Annotated in this window: 21 protein-coding genes and 1 pseudogene; 12 read left to right on the top strand and 10 right to left on the bottom strand. The window is 44.9% G+C overall.

Going from position 1 to position 22,076, the window contains the following annotated elements:
* Positions 1-57 precede the first annotated feature (57 nt).
* On the bottom strand, positions 58-321 hold the full coding sequence (locus tag B4C70_RS04050; RefSeq protein ID WP_290777123.1) for a metal-sensitive transcriptional regulator: 264 nt from the start codon (positions 319-321) through the stop codon (positions 58-60).
* Between the two features lie 227 nt (positions 322-548).
* Here B4C70_RS04050 and B4C70_RS04045 point away from each other — a divergent pair, with 227 nt between their 5' ends.
* Both B4C70_RS04045 and B4C70_RS04040 read left to right on the top strand, forming a co-directional pair.
* The gene (locus tag B4C70_RS04045) at positions 549-1,112 is read left to right on the top strand and encodes an RNA polymerase sigma factor (RefSeq protein WP_290777121.1); all 564 of its coding nucleotides are present in this window, start codon (positions 549-551) and stop codon (positions 1,110-1,112) included.
* Positions 1,093-1,830, top strand: a complete 738-nt coding sequence (locus tag B4C70_RS04040) for an anti-sigma factor (RefSeq protein WP_290777119.1) — start codon at positions 1,093-1,095, stop codon at positions 1,828-1,830. The genes B4C70_RS04045 and B4C70_RS04040 overlap by 20 nt, the downstream gene beginning before the upstream one ends.
* 61 nt (positions 1,831-1,891) lie before the next feature.
* Here B4C70_RS04040 and B4C70_RS04035 read toward each other — a convergent pair.
* A pseudogene (locus B4C70_RS04035) lies at positions 1,892-3,303 on the bottom strand (IS1182 family transposase).
* Between the two features lie 390 nt (positions 3,304-3,693).
* Here B4C70_RS04035 and B4C70_RS04030 point away from each other — a divergent pair.
* The gene (locus B4C70_RS04030; RefSeq protein ID WP_290777116.1) at positions 3,694-5,736 is read left to right on the top strand and encodes a putative bifunctional diguanylate cyclase/phosphodiesterase; all 2,043 of its coding nucleotides are present in this window, start codon (positions 3,694-3,696) and stop codon (positions 5,734-5,736) included.
* A 230-nt stretch (positions 5,737-5,966) separates the two neighbouring features.
* On the opposite strand, the gene B4C70_RS04025 is transcribed toward B4C70_RS04030, so the two are convergent.
* Genes B4C70_RS04025 through B4C70_RS04015 form a run of 3 tightly spaced genes read right to left on the bottom strand, consistent with a single transcriptional unit; the run spans position 5,967 to position 8,002 of the window.
* On the bottom strand, positions 5,967-6,314 hold the full coding sequence (locus B4C70_RS04025) for an iron-sulfur cluster biosynthesis family protein (protein WP_055969076.1): 348 nt from the start codon (positions 6,312-6,314) through the stop codon (positions 5,967-5,969).
* A 51-nt stretch (positions 6,315-6,365) separates the two neighbouring features.
* Positions 6,366-7,097 carry a tryptophan-rich sensory protein gene (locus B4C70_RS04020; protein ID WP_023469354.1) on the bottom strand — a complete coding sequence of 244 codons (732 nt, stop codon included), beginning with the start codon at positions 7,095-7,097 and terminating at the stop codon, positions 6,366-6,368.
* A gap of 59 nt (positions 7,098-7,156) precedes the next feature.
* Entirely contained in the window at positions 7,157-8,002 is an 846-nt protein-coding gene (locus B4C70_RS04015; RefSeq protein ID WP_023469353.1) for a DegV family protein, read from the bottom strand.
* A 187-nt stretch (positions 8,003-8,189) separates the two neighbouring features.
* On the opposite strand from B4C70_RS04015, the gene B4C70_RS04010 reads away from it, so the two are divergent.
* From B4C70_RS04010 to B4C70_RS03985, 6 genes are all read left to right on the top strand, one after another.
* Positions 8,190-8,735: a helix-turn-helix domain-containing protein gene (locus B4C70_RS04010; RefSeq protein ID WP_023469352.1), complete on the top strand. Its 546-nt coding sequence runs from the start codon at positions 8,190-8,192 to the stop codon at positions 8,733-8,735.
* A 13-nt stretch (positions 8,736-8,748) separates the two neighbouring features.
* Entirely contained in the window at positions 8,749-9,843 is a 1,095-nt protein-coding gene (locus B4C70_RS04005) for an ABC transporter ATP-binding protein (protein WP_023469351.1), read from the top strand.
* Positions 9,840-10,649 (top strand): ABC transporter permease, encoded by an 810-nt coding sequence (locus tag B4C70_RS04000; protein ID WP_029342588.1) that lies wholly within the window; start codon positions 9,840-9,842, stop codon positions 10,647-10,649. Before B4C70_RS04005 ends, B4C70_RS04000 begins: the two co-directional genes overlap by 4 nt.
* Entirely contained in the window at positions 10,649-11,449 is an 801-nt protein-coding gene (locus tag B4C70_RS03995) for an ABC transporter permease (RefSeq protein ID WP_029342587.1), read from the top strand. Before B4C70_RS04000 ends, B4C70_RS03995 begins: the two co-directional genes overlap by 1 nt.
* A 3-nt stretch (positions 11,450-11,452) precedes the next feature.
* A complete protein-coding gene (locus tag B4C70_RS03990; protein ID WP_290777111.1) occupies positions 11,453-12,526 on the top strand; it encodes an ABC transporter substrate-binding protein in 1,074 nt (357 codons plus the stop codon).
* Positions 12,527-12,689: 163 nt separating this feature from the next.
* Positions 12,690-13,199 (top strand): hypothetical protein, encoded by a 510-nt coding sequence (locus B4C70_RS03985; RefSeq protein WP_023469347.1) that lies wholly within the window; start codon positions 12,690-12,692, stop codon positions 13,197-13,199.
* Positions 13,200-13,229: 30 nt separating this feature from the next.
* Here the strand turns inward: B4C70_RS03985 and B4C70_RS03980 are convergent, their stop codons facing one another.
* Complete coding sequence (locus B4C70_RS03980) at positions 13,230-13,838, bottom strand: YktB family protein (RefSeq protein WP_058714075.1); 609 nt, start codon at positions 13,836-13,838, stop codon at positions 13,230-13,232.
* A 133-nt stretch (positions 13,839-13,971) separates the two neighbouring features.
* Between B4C70_RS03980 and B4C70_RS03975 the strand changes: the two genes are divergently transcribed.
* Positions 13,972-15,669 (top strand): GGDEF domain-containing protein, encoded by a 1,698-nt coding sequence (locus B4C70_RS03975; protein WP_290777107.1) that lies wholly within the window; start codon positions 13,972-13,974, stop codon positions 15,667-15,669.
* 97 nt (positions 15,670-15,766) lie between these two features.
* On the opposite strand, the gene B4C70_RS03970 is transcribed toward B4C70_RS03975, so the two are convergent.
* The 4 genes from B4C70_RS03970 to B4C70_RS03955 form a co-directional block, all read right to left on the bottom strand.
* Positions 15,767-16,417, bottom strand: coding sequence for a homing endonuclease associated repeat-containing protein (locus B4C70_RS03970; RefSeq protein ID WP_023469344.1), 651 nt, complete (start codon positions 16,415-16,417; stop codon positions 15,767-15,769).
* 268 nt (positions 16,418-16,685) lie between these two features.
* Complete coding sequence (locus B4C70_RS03965; protein WP_290777104.1) at positions 16,686-18,335, bottom strand: peptide ABC transporter substrate-binding protein; 1,650 nt, start codon at positions 18,333-18,335, stop codon at positions 16,686-16,688.
* A gap of 329 nt (positions 18,336-18,664) precedes the next feature.
* Positions 18,665-19,114 carry a thioredoxin-dependent thiol peroxidase gene (gene bcp, locus B4C70_RS03960; protein WP_023469342.1) on the bottom strand — a complete coding sequence of 150 codons (450 nt, stop codon included), beginning with the start codon at positions 19,112-19,114 and terminating at the stop codon, positions 18,665-18,667.
* A gap of 12 nt (positions 19,115-19,126) precedes the next feature.
* Positions 19,127-19,966: a hypothetical protein gene (locus B4C70_RS03955; protein ID WP_290777101.1), complete on the bottom strand. Its 840-nt coding sequence runs from the start codon at positions 19,964-19,966 to the stop codon at positions 19,127-19,129.
* A gap of 122 nt (positions 19,967-20,088) precedes the next feature.
* Here B4C70_RS03955 and B4C70_RS03950 point away from each other — a divergent pair, with 122 nt between their 5' ends.
* On the top strand, positions 20,089-20,376 hold the full coding sequence (locus B4C70_RS03950) for a HesB/YadR/YfhF family protein (RefSeq protein WP_023469340.1): 288 nt from the start codon (positions 20,089-20,091) through the stop codon (positions 20,374-20,376).
* A 130-nt stretch (positions 20,377-20,506) separates the two neighbouring features.
* Positions 20,507-22,051, top strand: a complete 1,545-nt coding sequence (gene pruA / locus B4C70_RS03945; protein WP_029342578.1) for an L-glutamate gamma-semialdehyde dehydrogenase — start codon at positions 20,507-20,509, stop codon at positions 22,049-22,051.
* Positions 22,052-22,076: the final 25 nt, after the last annotated feature.

The raw sequence follows: 22,076 nt of genomic DNA, 5'->3' as shown, positions 1-22,076 counted from the left end.
ACTTAATATTACAATTCGTCTCAGATAAAAATTACTCTGATGGGTGGTTTATAGTAATTAGCGACTTTTGACAAGAAGATTTACAGCTTCCTTCACAAGCTCTTCTGTCTGACCGTCACCATTTTGTTCGGCGTCTTTTACGCACTCAATTAAATTGGAGCTTACGACGACACCAATCGTACGATCAATCGCGGAGCGAGCAGCGGAAAGTTGAGTAATGACATCTCGACAGTCTTGCCCTTCATCCATCATACGAAGGATACCACGTAATTGCCCTTCGATTCGGCTGACGCGATTTTTCATTTTGCGATCATAATCCATATATGTTCCTCCGTTTCATAGTAGAACTAACGTCTGAGTAATACCTTTATGCTATGCCCATAACGGTATTACTGTCAATTCTATCGAATTTTAAGATATACTTTTCTTGAAATCAGGGAATATGGATGTGGTGAGGAATTTACTTAGAAAATTGATGAAAACTAAAACGATTTGGTGTTAGCTCTCGTATACTATATGATGAAGCTGATATCAGGAGGAGGAAAAGGATGCATACTCAATCCGATGAATCGCTTTATCATCTGATGCGTAGCGGTGATGAACAGGCACTCGAGACTTTGTATGAGAAGTACGAGCGATTGTTATTTTCATTCGCCTATCGCTTTACGAATAATGATCGATTGTCTGAAGAAGTCATTCAAGAAGTATGGATGAAAATTTGGAATGGTCGTGTTAATTTTGATACACAAAAAGGAAAGTTTTCATCTTGGATTTTGACGATCACGCGTAATGCGGCTCTTGATTGTTTACGTCGTGAAAAACGACAACCGACGATTGAAGTTGAAGAACGAGATGGCGGATATGATGAACCTGTTGAGCGGACCGTCATGCAACGCGAAACTGCAGCGGAAGTGCGGGGCGCCGTAAGTGAACTAAAATCAGAACAACAGGATTTGATCGAACTAGTCTATTTTCAGGGACTAACGCAACAACAAATCGCAGATCAACTTGACTTACCACTCGGAACAGTCAAAACACGTATCAGAAGTGCGATTCAAGCATTAAGAAAACGATTAGATGGGAGGGAACGAGATGGAAGAACGTTGTCATGACTTGATCAATTACTTCAATGGAACACTCTCTTCAGCAGATCGCGACGCGTTCGAAGCGCATCTTGCGACGTGCGAAGAATGTCGCGAAGCACTTTTAGAAATGGAAGAACTCATGCTTCCCATCGCTGAATCGCTTCCGGAGCGTCCTGTTCCTGTAGGAATGAAAGCACGTATTCTTGGAGAAGTTCTTGGTTCAACAGAGACGGAGTCTCCTAAAGAAGAACCGATGACTACTCCAGTAGACATTAAACAAGCACGTCAGCAACAAACGAAGAAAAAGAGTGTCCCACTTGGCTGGTTGATGAGCATTGCTGCCGCCCTTATTCTTTCACTTGGTGCGAATGCCTACTTTTTGTCACAGGAAGAAAGTACAGATACACCGGAAACACTGGCGATGGATGAAATTAAAGGAATGGGAAACTTTGAAAGCAACGAGTCGATCAAGGGATCAAGCATGGTATTTACACAAAACGATAAGTCGTATATGCTCGTTCAATTGAAAGATTTGCCTCCATTGAAAAAAGGAGAATTGTATCAATTATGGACCATCAAAGGTGAGACACCGACTGCGAACGGTATTATTGAAAAAGACGGCGAAGCAGCAGCGGTATTTCAACTCAAAGGTAATGGTGACGTCGATGCTGTAGCAATCACTGTCGAACCAGAGCCGAATTTAGCGAAACCTACGGGAGAAATCGTGGCCTCAGTTGCACTTTAACTTAAAAAATACGAACGGATTCGTCTACGACGAATTCGCAGATTGTAGACAAACCCTCATTTCATGATCGGAATGAGGGTTTGTTGTATGTACTCCCTATTAAAACGTAGTGAAGACATGGATTCCCGGGGGAATCCCAGGACCAATTCGCAAGCTTTTTGAGGTTCAAGGCAATGAAAGTAAGCATCGCTTGAAGCGTCGTTTTTTTCAGCCCTCGATAGCGGCTCCAACGCATGCCATGCTTCTCTTTGGTGTCTGCGAAGACACGCTCAATTGTTTCCTGACGCTTTCGATACAACGCACGATTCACAACTGTATGTCTGAGATGCTCCACCTCATCCATCGCATCTTGCCAAAGATGTCGATGGATGACTTTTCTATGGTCGCGACTCTGCGTACATTGAGAGAGAAGAGGACATGTCTCGCACACAAAAGGATTCGAGACATATTCACGGTATCCGTCTCGCGTCGTCGTTCGATAACGGAGAACTTGATTGTTTTCACATAAATAACAGTCATAATGTTCGTCATAGTAAAAGTCTTTTGTTTTTAACATTCCTTTCACCCCTCTGGGGCGTGTATAAGGAAAGACGGGTAAAATGCCTTGTTTGAGAAGATGATGGGCGATCGGAACAGTCTTATAGGCAGAGTCGGCGACGACTGCGAATGGTTGTCCAAAATGTTGCGTAACCGTTTGAAGAAGTGCAGGAAAGACGATACTATCGTGGACATTTCCGGGCGTTACAATCATCCCGAGGACAAAGCCATGCCGATCACAGGCGGTATGGCACGAATAGGCGAATTGCTTTTCACGCTCCCCCTTCACGTAATAGCCACTCTCCGGATCTGTCGTACTCTCCTTCGTCTCGTGTTCTTCAGCTTTCTTCATCTTGGGGGTGAAAGGCTTTTTTCCATGCAAAATCCGATCCTCGTTGACTTCTTGGTCTAGTTCTTCTTTGTACTGTTGTGCGGCGCGTCGAACGAACTTCTTCTTATACTTCCGCTTGTTCGCGTTTGCTTTGATGTGGGTGGAGTCAATGAAGAGGACCGATGGGTCCACGAATCCGGCTTCGACTCCTTGCGTGAGGACCCGATAAAAAATACTCTCAAAGACGTCTGTATCCTGAAAACGCCGGACGTAGTTTTTGCCGAACGTAGAGAAGTGCGGCACCTTCTCATCCAGACCAAGACCTAAAAACCAACGATATGCCACGTTGGTTTCAATCTCTTTGATGGTACGCCGCATAGAGGGAATACCAAATACATATTGAAGAAGCGCCATCTTGATTAACAGAACGGGATCGACACTTGGTCTTCCTGTGTTTTCGCTATACAAGTCTCTACGGCACTATAGATGAAGTCGACATCGATGACTGCATCTATTTTTCGGACGAGATGGTCCTGCGGGACCAATTGTTCCAATGTGATGGTGACATTCTCTGAGCGATGATGGTGATCTCTCTTACCCATCATAGGAAGTCCTCCTTCTTCTTTTCTACTTTTTTATACCCGGAAGAAGGATCAGAGAAGCGTTTTGTTCACTCGAAATCGCTTCTTAGGGAAAAACAAGCAAGAGCGACCCTGCAGCGAAGCGAAGCGGCGCGATGCTTGTCCCAGGAAAACGATTCGAGACGAACAAAAAAGCGCAATCCTTCTCGTTAGAGAAAAATTGCACTTTGTCTTCAGTCTGCGGATTCGTCTACGACGAATTCGTTTTTCTTGTGCGTTTTACATTAAGAAAAAAAGACTAAAAAATAGAAAATATCAATTAAATCGCATGAAATGCAAGTTTCGACTGAAAATATACTTCATAACCGTCGATACTAAGAAGAAAGTCAGTTCTATAAGGAGAGGCCACATACAATGAATGAATGGATTATTTTAACAAAGCACTATGGAGTGGGCTTAGTTGTACTGTCGGTACTCGTCGCGATCATTGGATCGTATGGATCGCTTGAATTAAATCGACGTTTGGCTAAGGCGACTTCTTTGAAAAAACGAGCGTTATTCTTATCTTCTTTGACGATGGGACTATCGATTTGGGGGATGCATTTCGTTGGTATGGGTGCTTTCGCTTTACCCGTCACGGTTCGTTATGACTGGATTTTAATGTTCTTATCCGTCATTCCAGCTATTTTAGCTGCCTTCATCGCCTTTTATCTACTCTACTCATCAGCGATTACACGAAACAAAGTCATTTTAGCAGGTTCTTTGATGGGCGTAGGTATTGCGATGATGCATTATCTTGGGATGATGGCAATGGATTTTGGTGGCGCGATTCGTTATGAAACAGGGTTGTTCGCTCTATCCATCCTAATTGCGATCACTGTAGCATATGGTGCCTTGTTACTCTTACATCGTCTACGACATGTTGATAAGAAAAGAATTCTTATTCCCATTGCGATTGTAATGGGCTTTGCTATCTCTTCCATGCATTATGTAGGTATGTTAGGAACATCTTTTTGTATCCCGATTGATCAAGCAGGACGTATTGGTGATGGTCCTATTACATCGAATATTTTAAACGATGTAGCCATTCCGGTATTTTTGATTTTGATCTTAATCGCTGGACTCTATATTCATTTAGAACGACGTGCCTTACAGATGATGGCATATACTGATCATTTGACCGGTTTGCATAACCGTAGATGGTTAGATCACCATATGATAAAAGTAGATGCGCATTACGGAAAGTCTAAAGACGAGATGGCGATGGCTATACTTGACCTGGACGGGTACAAATGGGTCAATGATACGTTTGGTTTTGATAAAGGAGATGCCGTCATTCGTGAGTTTGCAGATCGGATGCGTGCGTCCTTATCGGAAGATGAAGCATGTATTCGTTATAATGGAACGCAGTTTTTTCTTATCAAAAAAGTACCTACTGATGCATTACTTCGTACTTTCGAACAAATTTTAGAAGATATTCGACAACCGATTCACTTAGATGATCAACCAATCCATTTGACAGCAACGATGGGTGTCATCTTACCGGATATGGGAGAAACGTTAGAAATGCGAATTGGTCAAATGGAAAGTGCTCTCCGGGTCGGCAAAAACGAAGGAAGAGATCGATTCATCGTGTACGATGATTCCCTGCATTCCGACAAAAGAGAGCAATTGATCGTCGGTTCCTTACGCCGGGCGATGACGGATTTCAAGGAGTTCGCTCTCGTCTACCAACCGAAGATCGCACTCGCGACAGGCAAGGTGGATCAGGCGGAAGTTCTAATTCGCTGGAATCATCCGAAGTTCGGTTTCATCTCACCGGCGGAATTCATTCCACTTGCTGAAAAGTATAGTTTAATTCATCGTTTGACCGAGTGGGTGTTGAAGGAGACCGTTGCACAGATGGAGATTTGGAAGAAAGAAGATTATTTCATTCGCCAAGTCTCGGTGAACTTATCCGCGATGCATTTCCGATCGGAGTCGCATAATATGATGATTAAAGAAATCGTTCATCATTCCTTGAAGAACGGAAGTGAATTGCAACTACAACTCGAAATAACGGAAACGTCCGTTATGGAGAATCTGGACCGGGCGATGACGATGCTTGGTGAATTGAAACAGCTTAGTCTGACAATCGCTCTCGATGATTTTGGAACGGGTCTATCGTCGCTAACGCACTTGAAGCATTTGCCGATCGATATCTTAAAGATCGACAAGTCGTTCATCGATGAAGTCCCACATGACGAACGGGGAACAGCGATTACGGAAATGATCATCCAGCTTGCGAAGAGTCTTGGGATCGAAGTCGTCGCAGAAGGTGTCGAAACACTCGAACAGCATCTCTTCTTGAAACGCCTCGGTTGTGATTATGGACAAGGCTATTACTATAGTAGACCGATGCATGTGAAGGATTTAAATCAGCAAGCGATCGAAGAGACCGTTCTAAATGTCGGATAAGGCAATCCAAACATGACTTTCGTTCGTATACTAGATAAGCATGCGAGGATGATGCATGCGACGTCTGGGGGGACGCAAAGCGCTGGGATATTACCAGCTCGTGCACGACGCAGACAGACATCTAGTACATTCAATCATACTCAGACCATCTAGCTTTCGACGCAGCACCTGTCTGTTCGAACACAAACAAAGGCAACTTCCACGACGGAAGTTGCCTTTTTCATTTGCGCTTATGAGCGAACCGTCAGGACGCAGCCTGTTTGATCCGTCACGAGCACATTCGTATTGAAGTATTGGCCATCACTTTTTAAGATGAGCGCTTTTTTCTCCTCGTTGTAATCGAGTGTCATTTCTTGATCGAGGAAATGACTCGACCACCGCTTGACGAGAACAGGACCGACGTTTGAATCAATCGTCATGTCTTCCGGTGTCGCTTCATCGACGATGCGAATACTGAAAATACCAGAGTTTCCGCAACCACAACCCTCTGTATCGTAATAGAGATGCAGTTGACCGGATACTTCACCGCGTAATTGGCGGATTCGCTCCTGAGCAGACGGTGTAAATGTGATGTTCATGGTCATTCACTCCTTTCTTTTAGTATACGCCGTTTGAACGAGAAAGGAACGTCACTTGCTCACGCTGACTTGGCGGCGCATCCGAACGAGAAGGAAGATATAACCGGCTAATAATAAGACGACGCTACCGAGAACCGTCGTATCGACGAGACCATTATCGGACTCGAAGTTGATCGCGATATACGCCCAGACGAAGACAAGCGGATAAATCGGATCACGGTTCGCAAACATGAAGAGAAGAGCGATGATGACTCCGACGACGAGTATGATCATCGTCCAGCCCGCATCTCCAATTCCAAGCCAAGATGTTACACCTTCTGCATTGATCGTCAGGAAGATGTCGGCAATCGTCGCGACCGATACCCAGCCGAGGTAAAGCGAGAACGGTAGCTTAAAGCGTAATCCTTTCGTCTCACGGTCAATTTTTGAGTAGATGACGATCAAGGACAACAAGAGACCAACGATGACGACAACGGAGACAACGAACAGTTCAAACGTGAAGGAAACGATCCAGCCAGCATTAAACAGACAGCTGATCAAGAACCACGGTCCGATTTTCTTCGCCAGTTCGTGTTCCTTGAACTTCGGAATCGATTGTAAAATCAACCAGATGAGTAGAATCGTATAAATTAATCCCCAAATCGAGAACGCATACCCAGCCGGTTTGAACAATGTGATGATCGAATCAGAGATTCGTCCTGTCTTTCCACCATCAAGGGCGTTCACGGCAATCGTGAAGATGAAGCCGACCCAGTTGAGCCAAATCCATTTATTATTTTTCAAACAAAAAACCTCCTTTATTCTCTAAAGAAGGTTTACCCAAAAATCAAATTCATTAGTCATCACGGTCGGCGCGTCGGGTTCAAAAAGGACATCCCGATCGCTGGATTTCCTGTATGCGAACCGAGAACCGGTGTCAAGTCATCGATCCGGACACGCACATCGTATTGCGATTCGAGGCGTTGTTTCCACTCGAGTGCCAGGTCATACGCTGTCGCGTGGAATAGTGAAATATCCGTGACCTGTCCCCGTTCAATGATTGCGACAAGGTGATCAAAAATCTTCGAATGCGCTTTTTTGAACGTCCGGACGGTTTGATAAGGAACGATCTTTCCTTCCTCGAAGTGGAACAACGGACGAAGTTGCAACAAGTTACCGACGAATGCCTTCGTCGAAGAGATCCGTCCACCTGCTTGTAATTGATCGAGGTTTGCGACCGTGAATTCAATGTGATGATCGAAACGACGCTCGAGAATGATCTGTTCGACGGATTCGATCGAGTGTCCCGCTTCGACGAGTTCGATCGCTTCTGCTAGGAGTTGACCAGCCGGGTAAATGCCACAACGGGAATCAATCGCAATCAGACGAAAGCCAGCAATCTCTGCCCCTTGAACGGAGGCGTTGTACGTTCCGCTCAGTTCGCTCGATAAGTGAACAGCGAAGCCGACGTCGTAATCCTCTTTCAACCGTTCATAATGCTCGGTGAAGCTTCCGATCGAAGGTTGGCTCGTCGTTACCTTGTGTTTTGAGTCAATCCAGCTATAGACGGTCTCCGCATCAACGTCGACACCATCGACGAAACTTTCTCCATCCTTCATGACAAGTAAAGGGACGACCGAAAGATCATCGCGCTGAGCGATCGTATCCGGTAAAATCGTTGTACTATCAGTGATCCAAGCGATCCGCATAACAAGTTCCTCCTTAAATTAGTACCTGATATTAATTGTAGGTGTAAGCGTTCTCGCTGTCAAATGAACATTAAAAAATATCGAACGTTTTAGTTGATTAAATAATGAAATACGCTATAATCGGTACGTGATTAGTAAACTTTTAGTCATCTTATACTAAACTAAGCCGATGAGAGGAGGACGTCGATTGTACTCAATCGGTCAAAAAATCAAGAACCTCCGTCTTCAAAAGGGATTGACGCAAGAGGAACTAGGGGAAAGAACAGACCTGAGTAAAGGGTACATCTCGCAACTCGAACGGGAAATCAGTTCACCGTCGATCGAGACGCTGTTTCATCTCCTCGAAGTCCTTGGCATCTCACCGAAGGATTTCTTTGATGAGGATACACTCAATCAAAAAGTCGTCTATGGGGAAGAGGATGTCACGACATATGCCGATGAGGAACAGGGGTATCATGTCACGTGGCTCATTCCGGAATCGAATGAAAAAGAGATGGAACCGGTCCTGCTCACACTCGCGCCAGGGGGAGCATTCAAGACGTATGAACCATCAGGTGCCGAGACGTTCGTCTATGTGCTCGCAGGAAACGTCACGCTGACGCTCGGACGTCAGTCTTTTGTAGCGAAACAAGGAGAGACACTTTACTATAAGGCTTCAGAAATCCATCAACTACGCAATGAGTCAACACAAGAGACGAAGGTCCTCGTGACTGCGACTGACTCATACTTATAAAGGAGGAACTAGATTGGCAGATACTACGATCATTCAATTCAAGGACGTTACGAAACGATACGACGATCAGACCGTCCTCGACCAAGTCAGCTTCGAAATCGAACGCGGGAAGTTCTATACGTTACTCGGACCATCGGGTTGTGGGAAAACGACGATCTTACGACTGATTGCTGGCTTTTCGGAAGCAACAGAAGGGGACATCATCTTCAACGGAAAACGGATCAACGATGTACCGGCGAACAAACGTCAAGTCAATACGGTCTTCCAAGACTATGCACTCTTCCCGCACTTGAACGTCTTCGAGAATATCGCCTTCGGTCTTCGCATCAAGAAGGTGAAAGAAGCAGAAATCGCTAAACGTGTGACGGACGCGTTGAAGTTCGTCAACTTGTCCGGTTATGAGAAACGAGAAATCACCGAGATGTCAGGTGGACAGCGGCAACGTGTCGCGATTGCTCGGGCAATCGTCAATGAGCCGGAAGTCATCTTGCTCGATGAGCCACTGTCAGCGCTCGACTTGAAATTACGGACAGAGATGCAGTATGAGCTCCGCGACTTGCAACGTCGTCTTGGCATCACGTTCATCTTCGTCACGCACGACCAAGAAGAGGCACTGGCGATGTCAGATGAAATCTTCGTCCTCAATCACGGTGTCATTCAACAATCGGGCACACCGACGGATATCTATGATGAACCGATCAACCGCTTCGTCGCGGACTTCATCGGTGAGTCGAACATCATTCCAGGGCGCATGGTGGAAGACTATCGGGTCTGGTTCGCAGAAAAGGAATTCGAATGTGTCGACCGTGGTCTTGAATTGAACGAACCGGTCGAGATCGTCATCCGTCCGGAGGATCTCGAAATCACGAACGTGACCCAAGGGAAACTACAAGTCACCGTCGATTCGCAACTTTTCCGTGGCGTGCACTACGAGATCGCTTGTATGGATGAAGTCGGTAACGAATGGCTCGTCCACAGTACGAAAAAAGCGACGGTTGGTGAGCAGATCGGACTGACATTTGATCCGGAAGCGATTCACGTCATGCGACTGAACGAGACGGAAGAAGAATTCGATAAGCGCCTGGAATCCTACGACGGGGTGTTATGATGCAAAAATCACGTAACTGGTATCTCATCCCGTATCTATTCTGGATTGCCTTGTTCGTCATCGCACCGATCGTACTCGTCGTCTACTATTCATTCCTTGATTTGGACGGCAACTTCTCATTTGAGAACTACCAGAACTTCTTTACGTCGACCTATTTGACGATGACACTCAGCTCGTTCTGGTATGCGTTTTTGATTACAGTGTTTTCGCTCTTGATCGGTTATCCGACCGCTTACTTGTTGACGAAAACGAAGCATAAACAGCTGTGGCTACTTTTGATCATCTTACCGACGTGGATCAACTTGTTGTTGAAAGCTTATGCCTTCATCGGGTTGTTCAGTACGTATGGTCTTGCGAACCAAACGCTTGAAGCAATTGGGATTGGACGACAACAGATTCTCTTTACCGATTTCAGTTTCGTCTTCGTCTCGGTCTACATCTTCATTCCGTTCATGATCCTACCGATCTTCAACGCGATTGAAAAACTGAGTCCGTCACTCGTCTTTGCTGCACGTGATCTTGGGGCGTCGAACTTCACGACGTTCCGGCGTGTCGTCTTCCCGTTGACGCTCGACGGTGTGAAGTCAGGCTGTCAGCTCGTCTTCATTCCGGCATTATCGCTGTTCATGATTACGCGTCTGATTGCCGGAAACCGCGTCATCACGCTCGGTACAGCGATTGAACAGCAGTTCCTCGTGACACAAAACTGGGGCATGGGAGCGACGATCGCTGTCTTCCTCATCATCGCAATGGCGATCATCCTTGCCTTGACGAGTACGAAACGGAAGAAAGGAGCGACGACTTGATGAAACGTCTGAAACTAGCAAATCTTTATCTAATCGGAGTCTTCATCATTTTGTATGCTCCGATCTTCTACTTGGCATTCTATTCGTTCAACAGCGCTGACAATATGACGAACTTTGATTCGTTCACGTGGGATTGGTACAAGGAAGTCTTCCAAGATTCACGTTTGTTGATCATCGTCTTGAACACACTCGTCATCGCCTTGTTATCAGCCGCAATCTCGACGATCCTTGGCGTATTCGGAGCGATCGGGATTCAAGCCGTCCGTAAGAAACGGGTCGAGACGTCGTTGTTGACGCTCAACAGCATCTTGATCGTCAGTCCGGATGTCATCATTGGGGCATCGTTCTTGATCTTCTTCACGCTACTTGGCATCCAACTCGGCTTTACGTCAGTCCTACTGTCCCACATCGCGTTTTCGGTACCGATCGTCGTCATTCTCGTCCTGCCGAAGTTGCAGGAGATGAGTCCAACGCTCGTTGATGCAGCGCGCGACTTAGGCGCAAGCCGTTGGGATGTTTTGACGAAAGTCATCTTGCCGTATATCACACCCGGTATCTTCGCTGGCTTCTTTACGGCATTGACGTACTCACTGGATGATTTTGCGGTGACGTTCTTCGTGACAGGAAACGGCTTTACGACGTTGTCCGTTGAGATCTACTCACTTGCCCGTCAAGGGATTTCGATGAAGATCAACGCCTTGTCGACCGTCATCTTCTTGTTTACGTTCTTACTCGTCATCGGCTACTACTTCTTGAACCAACGAGCTGCTACGAAGCTTTCGCGACCGGAGGTGAAATGACCGTTGAAAAAATTGATTCAATTATTTGCCGCGATTTTCCTGATCTCGGGTGTCATTATATTCACCTTGAATCAGTTAAATGAGACACAAGGGTATTCAGGGAAAAATGTCCTGAACATCTACAACTGGGGCGATTACATCGACCCAGCACTGATCAAACAGTTTGAGAAGGAGAGCGGCATCAAAGTCGTCTATCAGACGTTCGATTCAAACGAAGCAATGCTGACGAAGATCGAACAGGGAGGAACGACGTACGATATCGCTGTTCCGTCCGACTATGCGATTGCGAAGATGATCGATGAGAAGCTCGTCGTTCCGATCGATCATCAAAAAATCCCGAATCTCAAAAACATCGATTCGCGCTTTTTAGATTTATCGTTCGATCCGAACAACAAGTACTCGATTCCGTATTTCTGGGGAACTGTCGGTATCGTCTACAATAAAGACTTGATTGATGGGAAGAAACCGACGAGCTGGAAGGATCTCTGGGATCCGAAGCTAAAGAATCAGATTCTACTCGCTGACGGTGCCCGTGAAGTGATGGGGATGAGCTTGAATAGTCTCGGTTATTCGTTAAATGAAACGGATGAGTCGAAACTACAGGAAGCAAAAGCGAACTTGATGCGCCTGACACCAAACGTCAAGGCAATCGTCGGAGACGAGATTAAGTTATTGCTCGCGAATGAAGAAGCGGGGCTCGGTGTCGTCTGGTCAGGTGATGCAAACGAGATCATGAGCGAGAATGAAAATCTTGACTACGTCATTCCAAAAGAAGGATCAAACGTCTGGTTCGATAATGTCGTCATTCCGAAGACCGCGAAAAACGTCGAGGGGGCACATGAGTTCATCAACTTCATGCTGCGTCCAGATGTTTCAGCGAAAAATGCGGATTACGTCGGTTATTCGACACCAAACAAAGAAGGCTTAAAACTGCTCGACAAATCGGTTCGGACCGATGAGCGATTCTATCCTGATAAACAAGTCACCGATACACTTGAAGTTTATGAGAACCTCGGGAAGAAGATGCTCGCACATTACAATGAGTTGTTCCTAGAGTTTAAGATGCATAAGAAATGAGGAAGAACCTAGTGTCCCGCCGACACTAGGTTCTTTTTGTTTGCATGTATAAAAAAATAAAAATAAACTTCCATAAAAAAACTATAAAAACTGAATAATTTTTTGAAATAGGGGAATCAGTTTATTATCAACGCTTTATATAGGCGCCGAGGAGGACATTAGCATGAAACAAGTCTTAGGAATCATCTTAACTGCCGCACTCACTGTCAGCATCGTGTCAGGCACTTCATATAATCAATCGGTCGAAGCAACAAAACAAACTGATGTAAAATGGCTTCAAGAAATTCAGACGCAAGCAAAACAAGCACATTCCCTCGATGGAAAAGTTGTTCTTGAAAAAACGACACTTGCGCAAGTACATAAAGCGTACAAAGGCGAAAAGAGCTCGAACTGGTGTCAAAGTGGAAATGGTCTTGCTTCAGCAGATCGTGCCCTTCACTACTGTTCAACGTATGGTGTGAAGGATGCAAAAGCGAAAGTCAGTGCCATCGTTTATGATCCGAAACAAGTCAAACGGACGGTTACAGTCAAGGAAGTCAAACAAGCCTATCCGACAGCAAAACTCGATAAAACGTTCAATGTCATGACCGTTTCCTCAAAACAGGTCAACATTTATCTAAATTTAAACTCTGACCGTACACAAGTCATGTCAATTCTAGTAAAATATAACTAATGAAAAGGATGACCGATTCGGCCATCCTTTTTATTTAATCGTTTTATAGAGTGGTACGAGATGCGAATAGGTATTTCGAATCACATCTAATAACTCCTCGCGTGTCAATTCGCTCACTTGTTGTGCTGAAATGTGACGACCGACGAGGAATTCTGCTTTTTTGACATCATGGAAGCGTTCTAACCCTGAATGGATGTCGGTCTCGTGTACGGGAACAGCATCTTTTTTCATATGATCATATGAAATGACGAAGTCTTCAGGGAGTGTGGTTAGTAAATCCGTATGATTTAGTAATTTTGAGGCATAGTGTTGTTTGTTCGGCAACTCATAGATATAGGCGAGCCAAATGAACAGATGGTCATCAAACAGTCCGACTTGGAAGTGAGGATGCTTTTTATAGCCGCGTTTATCTGGTGAAAAAGCCATCCATGTATCCTGTGGCGGATTTACTTTGCGTCTAGCATGTTGTGCGATATGGACGTGCATGTCCTCTTCGATCGCGACGGTCAAGTCGGGCGTGATTTCTTGTCCGATATCGCGAAAAATCGGTTGGATGCGCTCGCGAATGGCATGCATTCGTGAATCAAGACCATCAATGTGAAACGTGTCAAAAGCATATTGAGTAAACGTATTTGTCATGAAAGATCACCTCTTTAATGAGTGTATCAAATGAAACGATTCAAGTTCGACATTTTGCTCAAAAAATTGAATAATAGAATTAACAATTTATTACAATTTTAAAAAATAGATTAAACAGGAAGGGGAAGTTCGAGTGCGCCGTTTTCAACAATATCTCCTTCGAAGCTGGGTCGTATTTTTCTTAATCGTGATTGGCATCGATCTTTTTGCGAAGTCTAAGGATTATAGCCTCAGCGTCGACTTGTTCACGTTTTTATTGATTGCCGCATTATCCACTATTTTTGTCGTCGATCCGGTTCGCCGACGACATATGAGCTTCACGTTTCATTTTGGTTTTGTGTTGTTCACATTTTTAACGTATGGCATGCTTTCTGCTATTTGTGTAGGACAGGTCACCATGTTGATTTATCAATTACGTACGATTCATACACCAGTCGGAAGACGACGGATGCTACATAACTATCCGTTTAATGTGGCGCTAGAACTTTTCTTAATCGTACCAGCAGGTCTAGCTTATAATCTCTTAGGTGGGACGCATGGTGATGCCTTTCAATTAACTGACAACATCATCCCGTTGCTTGCGATGGTCGTTATTTTATGGATTGTCTTATTGCTGCAATACCAACTTTCACGATTTCTTTTGGGTGAAAATATTCCAAGTGATGTCATGTTTCAGCTGCTACGCTTCGAAGCAGTCGTCATCACGGCAGAACTACTCTATGGTATTTTCAGTACACTTGTCGTGCAAGGAAACGGGAATAGCGGGCTTGTAATGGCAGCGTTTGCACTTTTCATCATCAAGCGTTCTCTCGGTAGTTCGGTCCAAGCATCGGACCGAATTGAGCATTGGGAACAAATTGAACGTTTAAAAGAAGCGGCGTGGAAAGACGGTGACGCGCAATTTATCATCGAACGATACCTGCGACAGCTCAATCAATTCGTCAAACCGGATATTGCATGGATTAAATTCGATTTCGAAGAGGGACAACAAAGTGTCTATTATTCCTTAAAGGATGGGCGTAAATTAAAGGCGGACCATGTAGAAGGGAAGGTCATAGAGGAAATCATTGAAAAAGAGGAAGTTTTACTCTATGGTATGCAACAGGAGTGGGATATTCGATTGTATGATTGTTTACCAGAGGAAATTCAATCCGTCTTATTCATACAGCCTGAAGCAACGGAGACGATCAATTGCTCACTCTTACTTGCCTCTGAAGCCAGTGGAGAGTTTACGAAAGACTTTGGGTACGAGTTGTATCGCGCGTTGCGTGTCCTGTCATGGGCTGTAGAGCGCGCACATGAACGAGAGCGATTGCTGATTGATAGCCGGACGGATGCGATGACGAAATTACCCAATTATCGTGCGTTACAAGAGTGGGGGGATCGTCGAATCAAACAACGCGATCTGTATCCTTTCTCCGCATTGATGATCGATCTCGATCACTTTAAGCAAATCAATGATACGTACGGTCATGAAATCGGCGATGTCGTCCTATTTGAAGTAGCTAAGTTGCTGATGCAAGCGACGCGAATCACGGATCTCGTGGCTCGGTATGGTGGGGAAGAATTCGTCATCTTGCTTCCGAATACGGATCTAGAGTCCGCCCGCATCGTGGCAGAACGAATTCGTGAGACGTTGCATGCTAATCCGATAATAGTCGAGGGTCATACTCTTGAGATTACAGCGAGCATAGGGATAGATACGCTGAAGGAACTGGGCGATCTAGCCAGTTTGATCCGAAACGCGGACCGTGCGATGTATGTCGGTGCGAAGTTCCAAGGACGCGATCGTGTCGCAGCGTATCATGAATGGAAAGAGAAAGTCATTTGAATCACACCAAAAAAAGATGGCGGAAACGTCATCTTTTTTTTGGTGAAAAAAAGCCTTTCCGTCTCGAAGATCGGAAAGGACTGAAGAATGGATGAGTTCATTGAGCTTGTTGTTTATTGAGACGGATCTCATTTTCAATCGCATGAATCGCAGCCGACCAAGAGCCGTATCGGTGTAATAGAGCTTTCGTCGAGGGTTTATTGTTCCGTTTCGCCCATTCTCGATAGGCTTCAAATGAAAGAGAAAATCCGACTTCTTCGATGGCTTGACGAAGCGATGCAGCGAGCTCTGCTTTAGAATAGGTCACGCTGGCTTCAAGACCTGCTGCCGTACAGGCATCATGCCATGATCCGAACATCTTAACGATGTGATAGTGACTCGGCGCGTGGTGAACGGATTTTCGCCACATTTGATACTTTTTCAAGGTGATTGTCGATCCGACATCCTGCGCATAGCGATGAAACGATTTTAAAATCTCATCTTTTGTATACTTCGGCGCCCGCTCGAGTTCTTCGGGTTGCTGATCTACATTCCATTCGTAACCTGCTGCAGATAAAGCTTCAGGCCAAGACCCGAATTGACGAACTATATTCTCTGGCTGTGGCCAGTCATTGACGAGCGCATAACGACGGTAGACTGTACGCCTTGGACGATCCTGGATGAGTTCACCGACTGCGCGAATCGCTTCGATCATCTCGAGTTGTTCTTCCGTATAACTCTTTTGATTTGTAAGTACGCGTTGCTTCATGAGTGAGTCCTCCTTCCTAGTGAAGTAGAGTATTGAGGCAAAAGTCCTCTGTGGTAAATATATCGGTTCATTTCCATTAATTATGAATAATTTTAATGGATTATTGTAAATATAGTGAATCGGATTCTTTGATAGTATAAAACGAAGATATAAAAATGAAAACAGAATGACACGAAATTTTAATGCTATTCAGAAAAATAGGACAAATGACACAGGTGGAAAAAAAGACCAGACACGCTCGTCAGCGAATCTGGTCTTTTGGTGTAACTTATTTTCCTTCGATTGATGCCCATTTGTATGAAGTATCGGCACCTACTTTATGGTTGACGATTCCTTTGACATACGGCTTACGTAAGAAGGAAGCTCCGCGCTGATACATAACAGAGATCGCTTGATCGTCCTCAAGGAGAGTTTTCTCAGCGTCTTTCAGTGCCTGCCAACGTTTCTCAGCATCTACTTCTTTTTGAGCTGATTTGATGAGTGAATCATATTTATCGCTTGAGTACTTACCACGGTTGTATGGTCCACCTGTTACCCACATATCGAGGAACGTCATCGGATCCTGGTAGTCAGGTCCCCATCCTGCGAATGATAGTTCGAACTCACCTTTTGATTCTAGCTCAAGTTTGTTCTTGAACGGCTGTTGTTTGATCGTGACTTCAAGACCTGGAAGGTTTTTCTCCCACTCGCCTTTTAGGTATTCAGAGATTTTCTTCGAGTTATCATCATCGTATGAAAGAAGCTCGAGTTTGACTGATTTTTTACCGATATCTTTCAAACCTTTTTCGAACGATGCTTTTGCAGAAGAAGCATCGTATGAACCGAAGCCTTCGTTACCATCACGGAAGTCTTTACCGTCTGGACCTTTTGCGAATTCTTTCGGGACGTAGTAATAAGCTGGGATAGAACCGTTGTTTAAGAGAACTTTCGCCATTTGCTCTTTATCGTATCCAGAGTCGATTGCTTTACGGATGTCTTTATTTTTCAAGAGTTCATTCTTGAAGTTCATTTGGATATATAACATCGACGCATCAAGACGCGTATCAAAGTCTTCGTTATCTTTATACTGATCAACAAACTCACTTGTCAGACCAACTGAATCGATATCACCTTTTTCGTAAAGGTTAACTGCAGTCGATGTTTCCTTAACGACTTTGTAGTTGATCTCTTCGAGTTTAACGTTGTCTTTATCCCAGTACTGATCGTTTTTCTTGTAGCTCCAACCGACTTCTGTTTTCCAGTCTGATAGGACGAACGGTCCGTTGTAGAGGAATGTATCTGGTTTCGTCGCGAAGTTTTTCCCTTGTTTTTCGACGAACTCTTGTTTCAGTGGCATGAATGAACCGAAACCAGTTAATGATTTGAAGTATTCAGCCGGTTGCGTCAGCTTAACTTCGAGCGTTTTGTCGTCAACAGCTTTGACTGCAACATCGTCAGCTTTTCCTTTTCCTGTGTTATACGCTTCTGCGCCATCGATGATATACATGATATACGCATATTGCGAACCACTTTTCGGATCAAGAACACGTTTCCATGCATACTCGAAGTCTTTTGCTGTGACATCACTGCCATCCGACCATTTCGAATCACGAAGCTTGAACGTGTATGTAAGTCCATCTTCCGAAACATCAACACTTTCAGCAACACCAGGTGTAGCTTCTTGTTTGTCATCAAGACGGAATAGACCTTCTTGGACGTTGTTTAACACTGTGAAAGAAACAGAGTCTGTTGCGACGGTTGGGCTAAGTGCTGGAATATCTGAAGCACTCGTTAAATTTAAGATTTGTTTGTCTGAAGATTTCTCTCCAGATGTCGAACCGCTTTCTTTTTTACCTTCATCTGTCGTCGAACATGCCGCAAGACTTGATCCAGCGATTGTCAGTGCTCCAACGAGTGCAAGTGCCTTTTTCTTCTTCATAAAGTAAATCCCTCCCAAAAGAAATAGATATATCTGGTGAAACGATAAGAACCGATAGGATAGCGATCCGGTGTCCGACTAAAAATAAGAGGGGTCATCGCCTTTTATTCTTAAGCTGTGGAAAGCACCGGATCAACTTGTTATCAATAATAAATACAATATTCAGAAAAATCAATAGAATATTTTCAGATTATTTCAAAATCATTAAATTTGTGTGTAATACCAATGGTTTTTTTATTAAATTATTTTTGTTGAAGGATAAAATTAGGAGTTTTTAAAAGGGTTTAATACAAAAAGAACCAGTTGTATAAAACAACTGGTTCTTGAACTCATTTCTGCTCTTGGACGTACTGAAGTGCTTCTGCGACGTGATCTTTTACTTTCACACTGCGCCATTCCTTGACGATTTCACCAGACTCATCAATTAGGAAAGTTGAACGAACAATTCCAAAATATTCCTTACCGTAGTTCTTTTTCAGTTGCCAGACGCCATATTGCTCACACACTTCATGCTCGATATCTGATAACAATTGGAACGGTAATTCGTATTTTGCGATAAAGTTTTGATGCCGTTTCTGACTATCAGCAGAAACACCGAGAATGACGGTGTTATTTTCTTCGAACGCTTGCGTCGCATCACGGAAATCACATGCCTCGGTCGTACAACCAGGCGTTGAATCCTTCGGATAGAAATAGAGTACGACTTTTTTTCCACGATAATCCTCGAGGGAAATCGGTTCTCCTTGTGCGTTCGGAAGGGTGAATGTTGGTGCTTGCATGAAAATTCCTCCTTATCCTAATTCCATGTTTAATTGATCCGCATATTTCTCAAGCTTCTTTTGAAGACTCTCTTTTAATGGATCGAGGGCAATCAAGTACTTCTCATAATCCGTACCGGCTTTCGCCGTCTTCAAGAGGAGTGGCTGTTCTTCTTCATACCAGTCTGCGTAGTCTTGATAGTAATCAACGAGCGTTTCAGGATTTCCTTCGTTCTTGAGCGCCTCACCGTAAATCATCAGGATGTTACTGTTCATCTCAAGCGCCATATAATCGGTTTGCGCATTGACACGAGAGAAGACGGCATCCTGCTCTTTTTCATCGGTTTTTCCGATCTCATCAGCCGCCTTCGCATTGACACCATATTCATCAGCGTTAAATCCAGTGAACATATCGCCAAGCGTCGAGAAGACGGACGGATCGAATGTCGTCGGTGTCAGGACGATTTTCCACTCATCGTCTTTCTTCAATAACAGTTTCGATCCCCGGTTTGGGAGAATCGATCCTTTCGCATCCTTGAATTCGTGGATGATATAGGCGACGTCGCCCTTTTGGAACGACTTGACGACCTTACCGGGAACGACATTCAAGTTCTTCGCACCAACGGCAAGCGGTTCAAGTTGTTTTGCGTCAGCCGTATATTCAATTGATGCGAGATCCTTCGCATCTGCTCGTCCGGATTGACCGAGCGTTTTTTCGTATGTTTGATAGACGTCAAGAACGGCCTGTTCAGCCTTCTGTTGTTTCGTTTCCGTCGTCTTCGGGGATTTGGTATCTGTAGAAGACGGGGAATCGTTTCCGCAACCGACGAGTACGAGACTGGTCGCAAGCAGCACTACGAGCGATCGTTTCATTCGAATTCCTCCTAAGATGAATGTTTCATGGTGCTTTCATAGCTAATCTTGTCTCTACCATACAGGAAATTCGCTTTTTTGAGTAGGATATCGGTACACTAAACGAAAGGGGAGTGATAGATATGAAAATTCATATTACAGATGAGGCATTACAATACTTCAAAGATGAGATGGAAGCAAAATCAGGCGATACGATTCGCTTCTTCGCAAAATATGGTGGCTCAACGGATTTAACACAAGGTTTCTCGGTCGGTGTTCATATGGAAGAAGTCGAACGGGCAGCGGTCGAAGAGGTCGTCGACGGCATCCACTTCGTCGTTTCGGATCAAGATGACTGGTTATTCCAAGGGCAAGACGTCAAAGTTTCAATTGAACACGAAGAAATCGTCTTTTCACAAGCAAAGGAATAATCGAGAACTGAGGAGAGACCAAATCGGTCGCTCCTCTATTTTTTTGACTAGAATAATTGTAAGCGGACTCATGCTTCTGTACAATGGAGAATGTAAGCGATTTAAAGTAGAGATTAAAGGGGGAATAGAGATGATTCCGTACAAACACGAACCATTCACGGACTTCTCACAAGAAGCAAACAAGAAAGCGTTCGAAGAGGCACTTGCACTCGTCACGCAAGAACTCGGCAAAGATTATCCGCTCGTCATCGGTGGAAAACATGTGACGACGGAAGATAAAATCGTCTCCGTCAATCCGGCTAACAAAGAAGAGATCGTCGGACGTGTCTCGAAAGCGACACAGGAACATGCAGAAGAAGCGATGCAAGCAGCAGTCACAGCTTTCGAAACATGGAAATTCGTCAATCCGTCTGTACGTGCGGACGTCCTATTCAAAGCAGCGAACATCATCCGCAAGCGGAAGCATGAGTTCTCTGCCTACCTCGTTAAAGAAGCAGGGAAGCCTTGGAATGAAGCGGATGCTGATACAGCAGAAGCGATCGACTTCCTCGAATACTACGCACGTCAGATGCTCGTCTTAAAAGACGGTAAAAAAGTCGAGAGTCGTCCAGGCGAATACAACCGTTACGATTACATCCCACTCGGTGTTGGTGTCATCATCTCACCATGGAACTTCCCACTCGCGATCATGGCTGGAACAGCTGTCGCAGCAATCGTGGCAGGGAACCCGATCCTCTTGAAACCCGCATCGACGACACCGGTCGTCGCAGCGAAATTCGTCGAAGTAATGGAGCAGGCTGGTCTTCCGGCTGGTGTCTTGAACTTCGTACCAGGTTCAGGAGCAGAAGTTGGTGACTACCTCGTCGATCACCCGAAAACACGTTTCATCAGCTTCACGGGATCACGTGATGTTGGTCTTCGCATCAACGAGCGCGCATCGAAACTAAACGAAGGTCAAATCTGGCTCAAACGCGTCATCGCGGAAATGGGCGGAAAAGATACGATGGTCATCGATGAGTCGGCCGACCTCGATTACGCAGCGGACATGATCACGAAAGCGGCATTCGGATTCTCGGGTCAAAAATGTTCAGCTTGTTCACGTGTTGTCGCACTCGACTCTGTCTATGACGAGTTGCTCGAAAAAGTCGTCGCGAACACGAACAAACTTAGCATCGGTAACCCGACGGATGTCTCAAACAATGTCGGACCAGTCATCGACGCAGCAGCATTCAAGAAAATTACGTCGTACTTCGACGTCGCAAAAGAAGAAGGACGTATCGTCGCAGGTGGTACGGCGGATGATTCAACAGGATTCTTCGTCTCACCGACAGTCGTCGCGGACGTTCAACCAACGGATCGTTTGATGCAAGAAGAGATCTTTGGACCAGTCGTCGCCTTCACGAAAGCGAAAGATTTCAAAGAAGCAATCGACATCGCGAACAACACGGAATACGGATTGACAGGTGCTGTCATCACGCAAGACCGGACGAACCAAGAGTACGCGCGTGCGAACTTCCACGTCGGTAACCTCTACTTCAACCGTGGGTGCACAGGCGCAATCGTTGGCTACCAACCATTCGGTGGATTCAACATGTCTGGAACGGATTCGAAAGCGGGCGGACCAGATTACTTGACTTTACATCTTCAAGCAAAAACAACTTCAGAAATGTTCTGAAATGGTGTTTAATAGATGAAACGGG

It is taken from the genome of Exiguobacterium sp. UBA5002 (assembly GCF_002396765.1).
In the GTDB taxonomy this organism is placed as follows: domain Bacteria; phylum Bacillota; class Bacilli; order Exiguobacteriales; family Exiguobacteriaceae; genus Exiguobacterium_A.
This window is presented reverse-complemented; position numbering and strand designations above follow the sequence as displayed.

Coding starts and splice junctions, on each gene's coding strand:
- B4C70_RS04050 (WP_290777123.1), bottom strand. CDS start 321: ATGGATTATGATCGCAAAATGAAAAATCGCGTCAGCCGAATCGAAGGG.
- B4C70_RS04045 (WP_290777121.1), top strand. CDS start 549: ATGCATACTCAATCCGATGAATCGCTTTATCATCTGATGCGTAGCGGT.
- B4C70_RS04040 (WP_290777119.1), top strand. CDS start 1,093: ATGGAAGAACGTTGTCATGACTTGATCAATTACTTCAATGGAACACTC.
- B4C70_RS04030 (WP_290777116.1), top strand. CDS start 3,694: ATGAATGAATGGATTATTTTAACAAAGCACTATGGAGTGGGCTTAGTT.
- B4C70_RS04025 (WP_055969076.1), bottom strand. CDS start 6,314: ATGAACATCACATTTACACCGTCTGCTCAGGAGCGAATCCGCCAATTA.
- B4C70_RS04015 (WP_023469353.1), bottom strand. CDS start 8,002: ATGCGGATCGCTTGGATCACTGATAGTACAACGATTTTACCGGATACG.
- B4C70_RS04000 (WP_029342588.1), top strand. CDS start 9,840: ATGATGCAAAAATCACGTAACTGGTATCTCATCCCGTATCTATTCTGG.
- B4C70_RS03995 (WP_029342587.1), top strand. CDS start 10,649: ATGAAACGTCTGAAACTAGCAAATCTTTATCTAATCGGAGTCTTCATC.
- B4C70_RS03985 (WP_023469347.1), top strand. CDS start 12,690: ATGAAACAAGTCTTAGGAATCATCTTAACTGCCGCACTCACTGTCAGC.
- B4C70_RS03980 (WP_058714075.1), bottom strand. CDS start 13,838: ATGACAAATACGTTTACTCAATATGCTTTTGACACGTTTCACATTGAT.
- B4C70_RS03970 (WP_023469344.1), bottom strand. CDS start 16,417: ATGAAGCAACGCGTACTTACAAATCAAAAGAGTTATACGGAAGAACAA.
- B4C70_RS03965 (WP_290777104.1), bottom strand. CDS start 18,335: ATGAAGAAGAAAAAGGCACTTGCACTCGTTGGAGCACTGACAATCGCT.
- bcp (WP_023469342.1), bottom strand. CDS start 19,114: ATGCAAGCACCAACATTCACCCTTCCGAACGCACAAGGAGAACCGATT.
- B4C70_RS03955 (WP_290777101.1), bottom strand. CDS start 19,966: ATGAAACGATCGCTCGTAGTGCTGCTTGCGACCAGTCTCGTACTCGTC.
- B4C70_RS03950 (WP_023469340.1), top strand. CDS start 20,089: ATGAAAATTCATATTACAGATGAGGCATTACAATACTTCAAAGATGAG.
- pruA (WP_029342578.1), top strand. CDS start 20,507: ATGATTCCGTACAAACACGAACCATTCACGGACTTCTCACAAGAAGCA.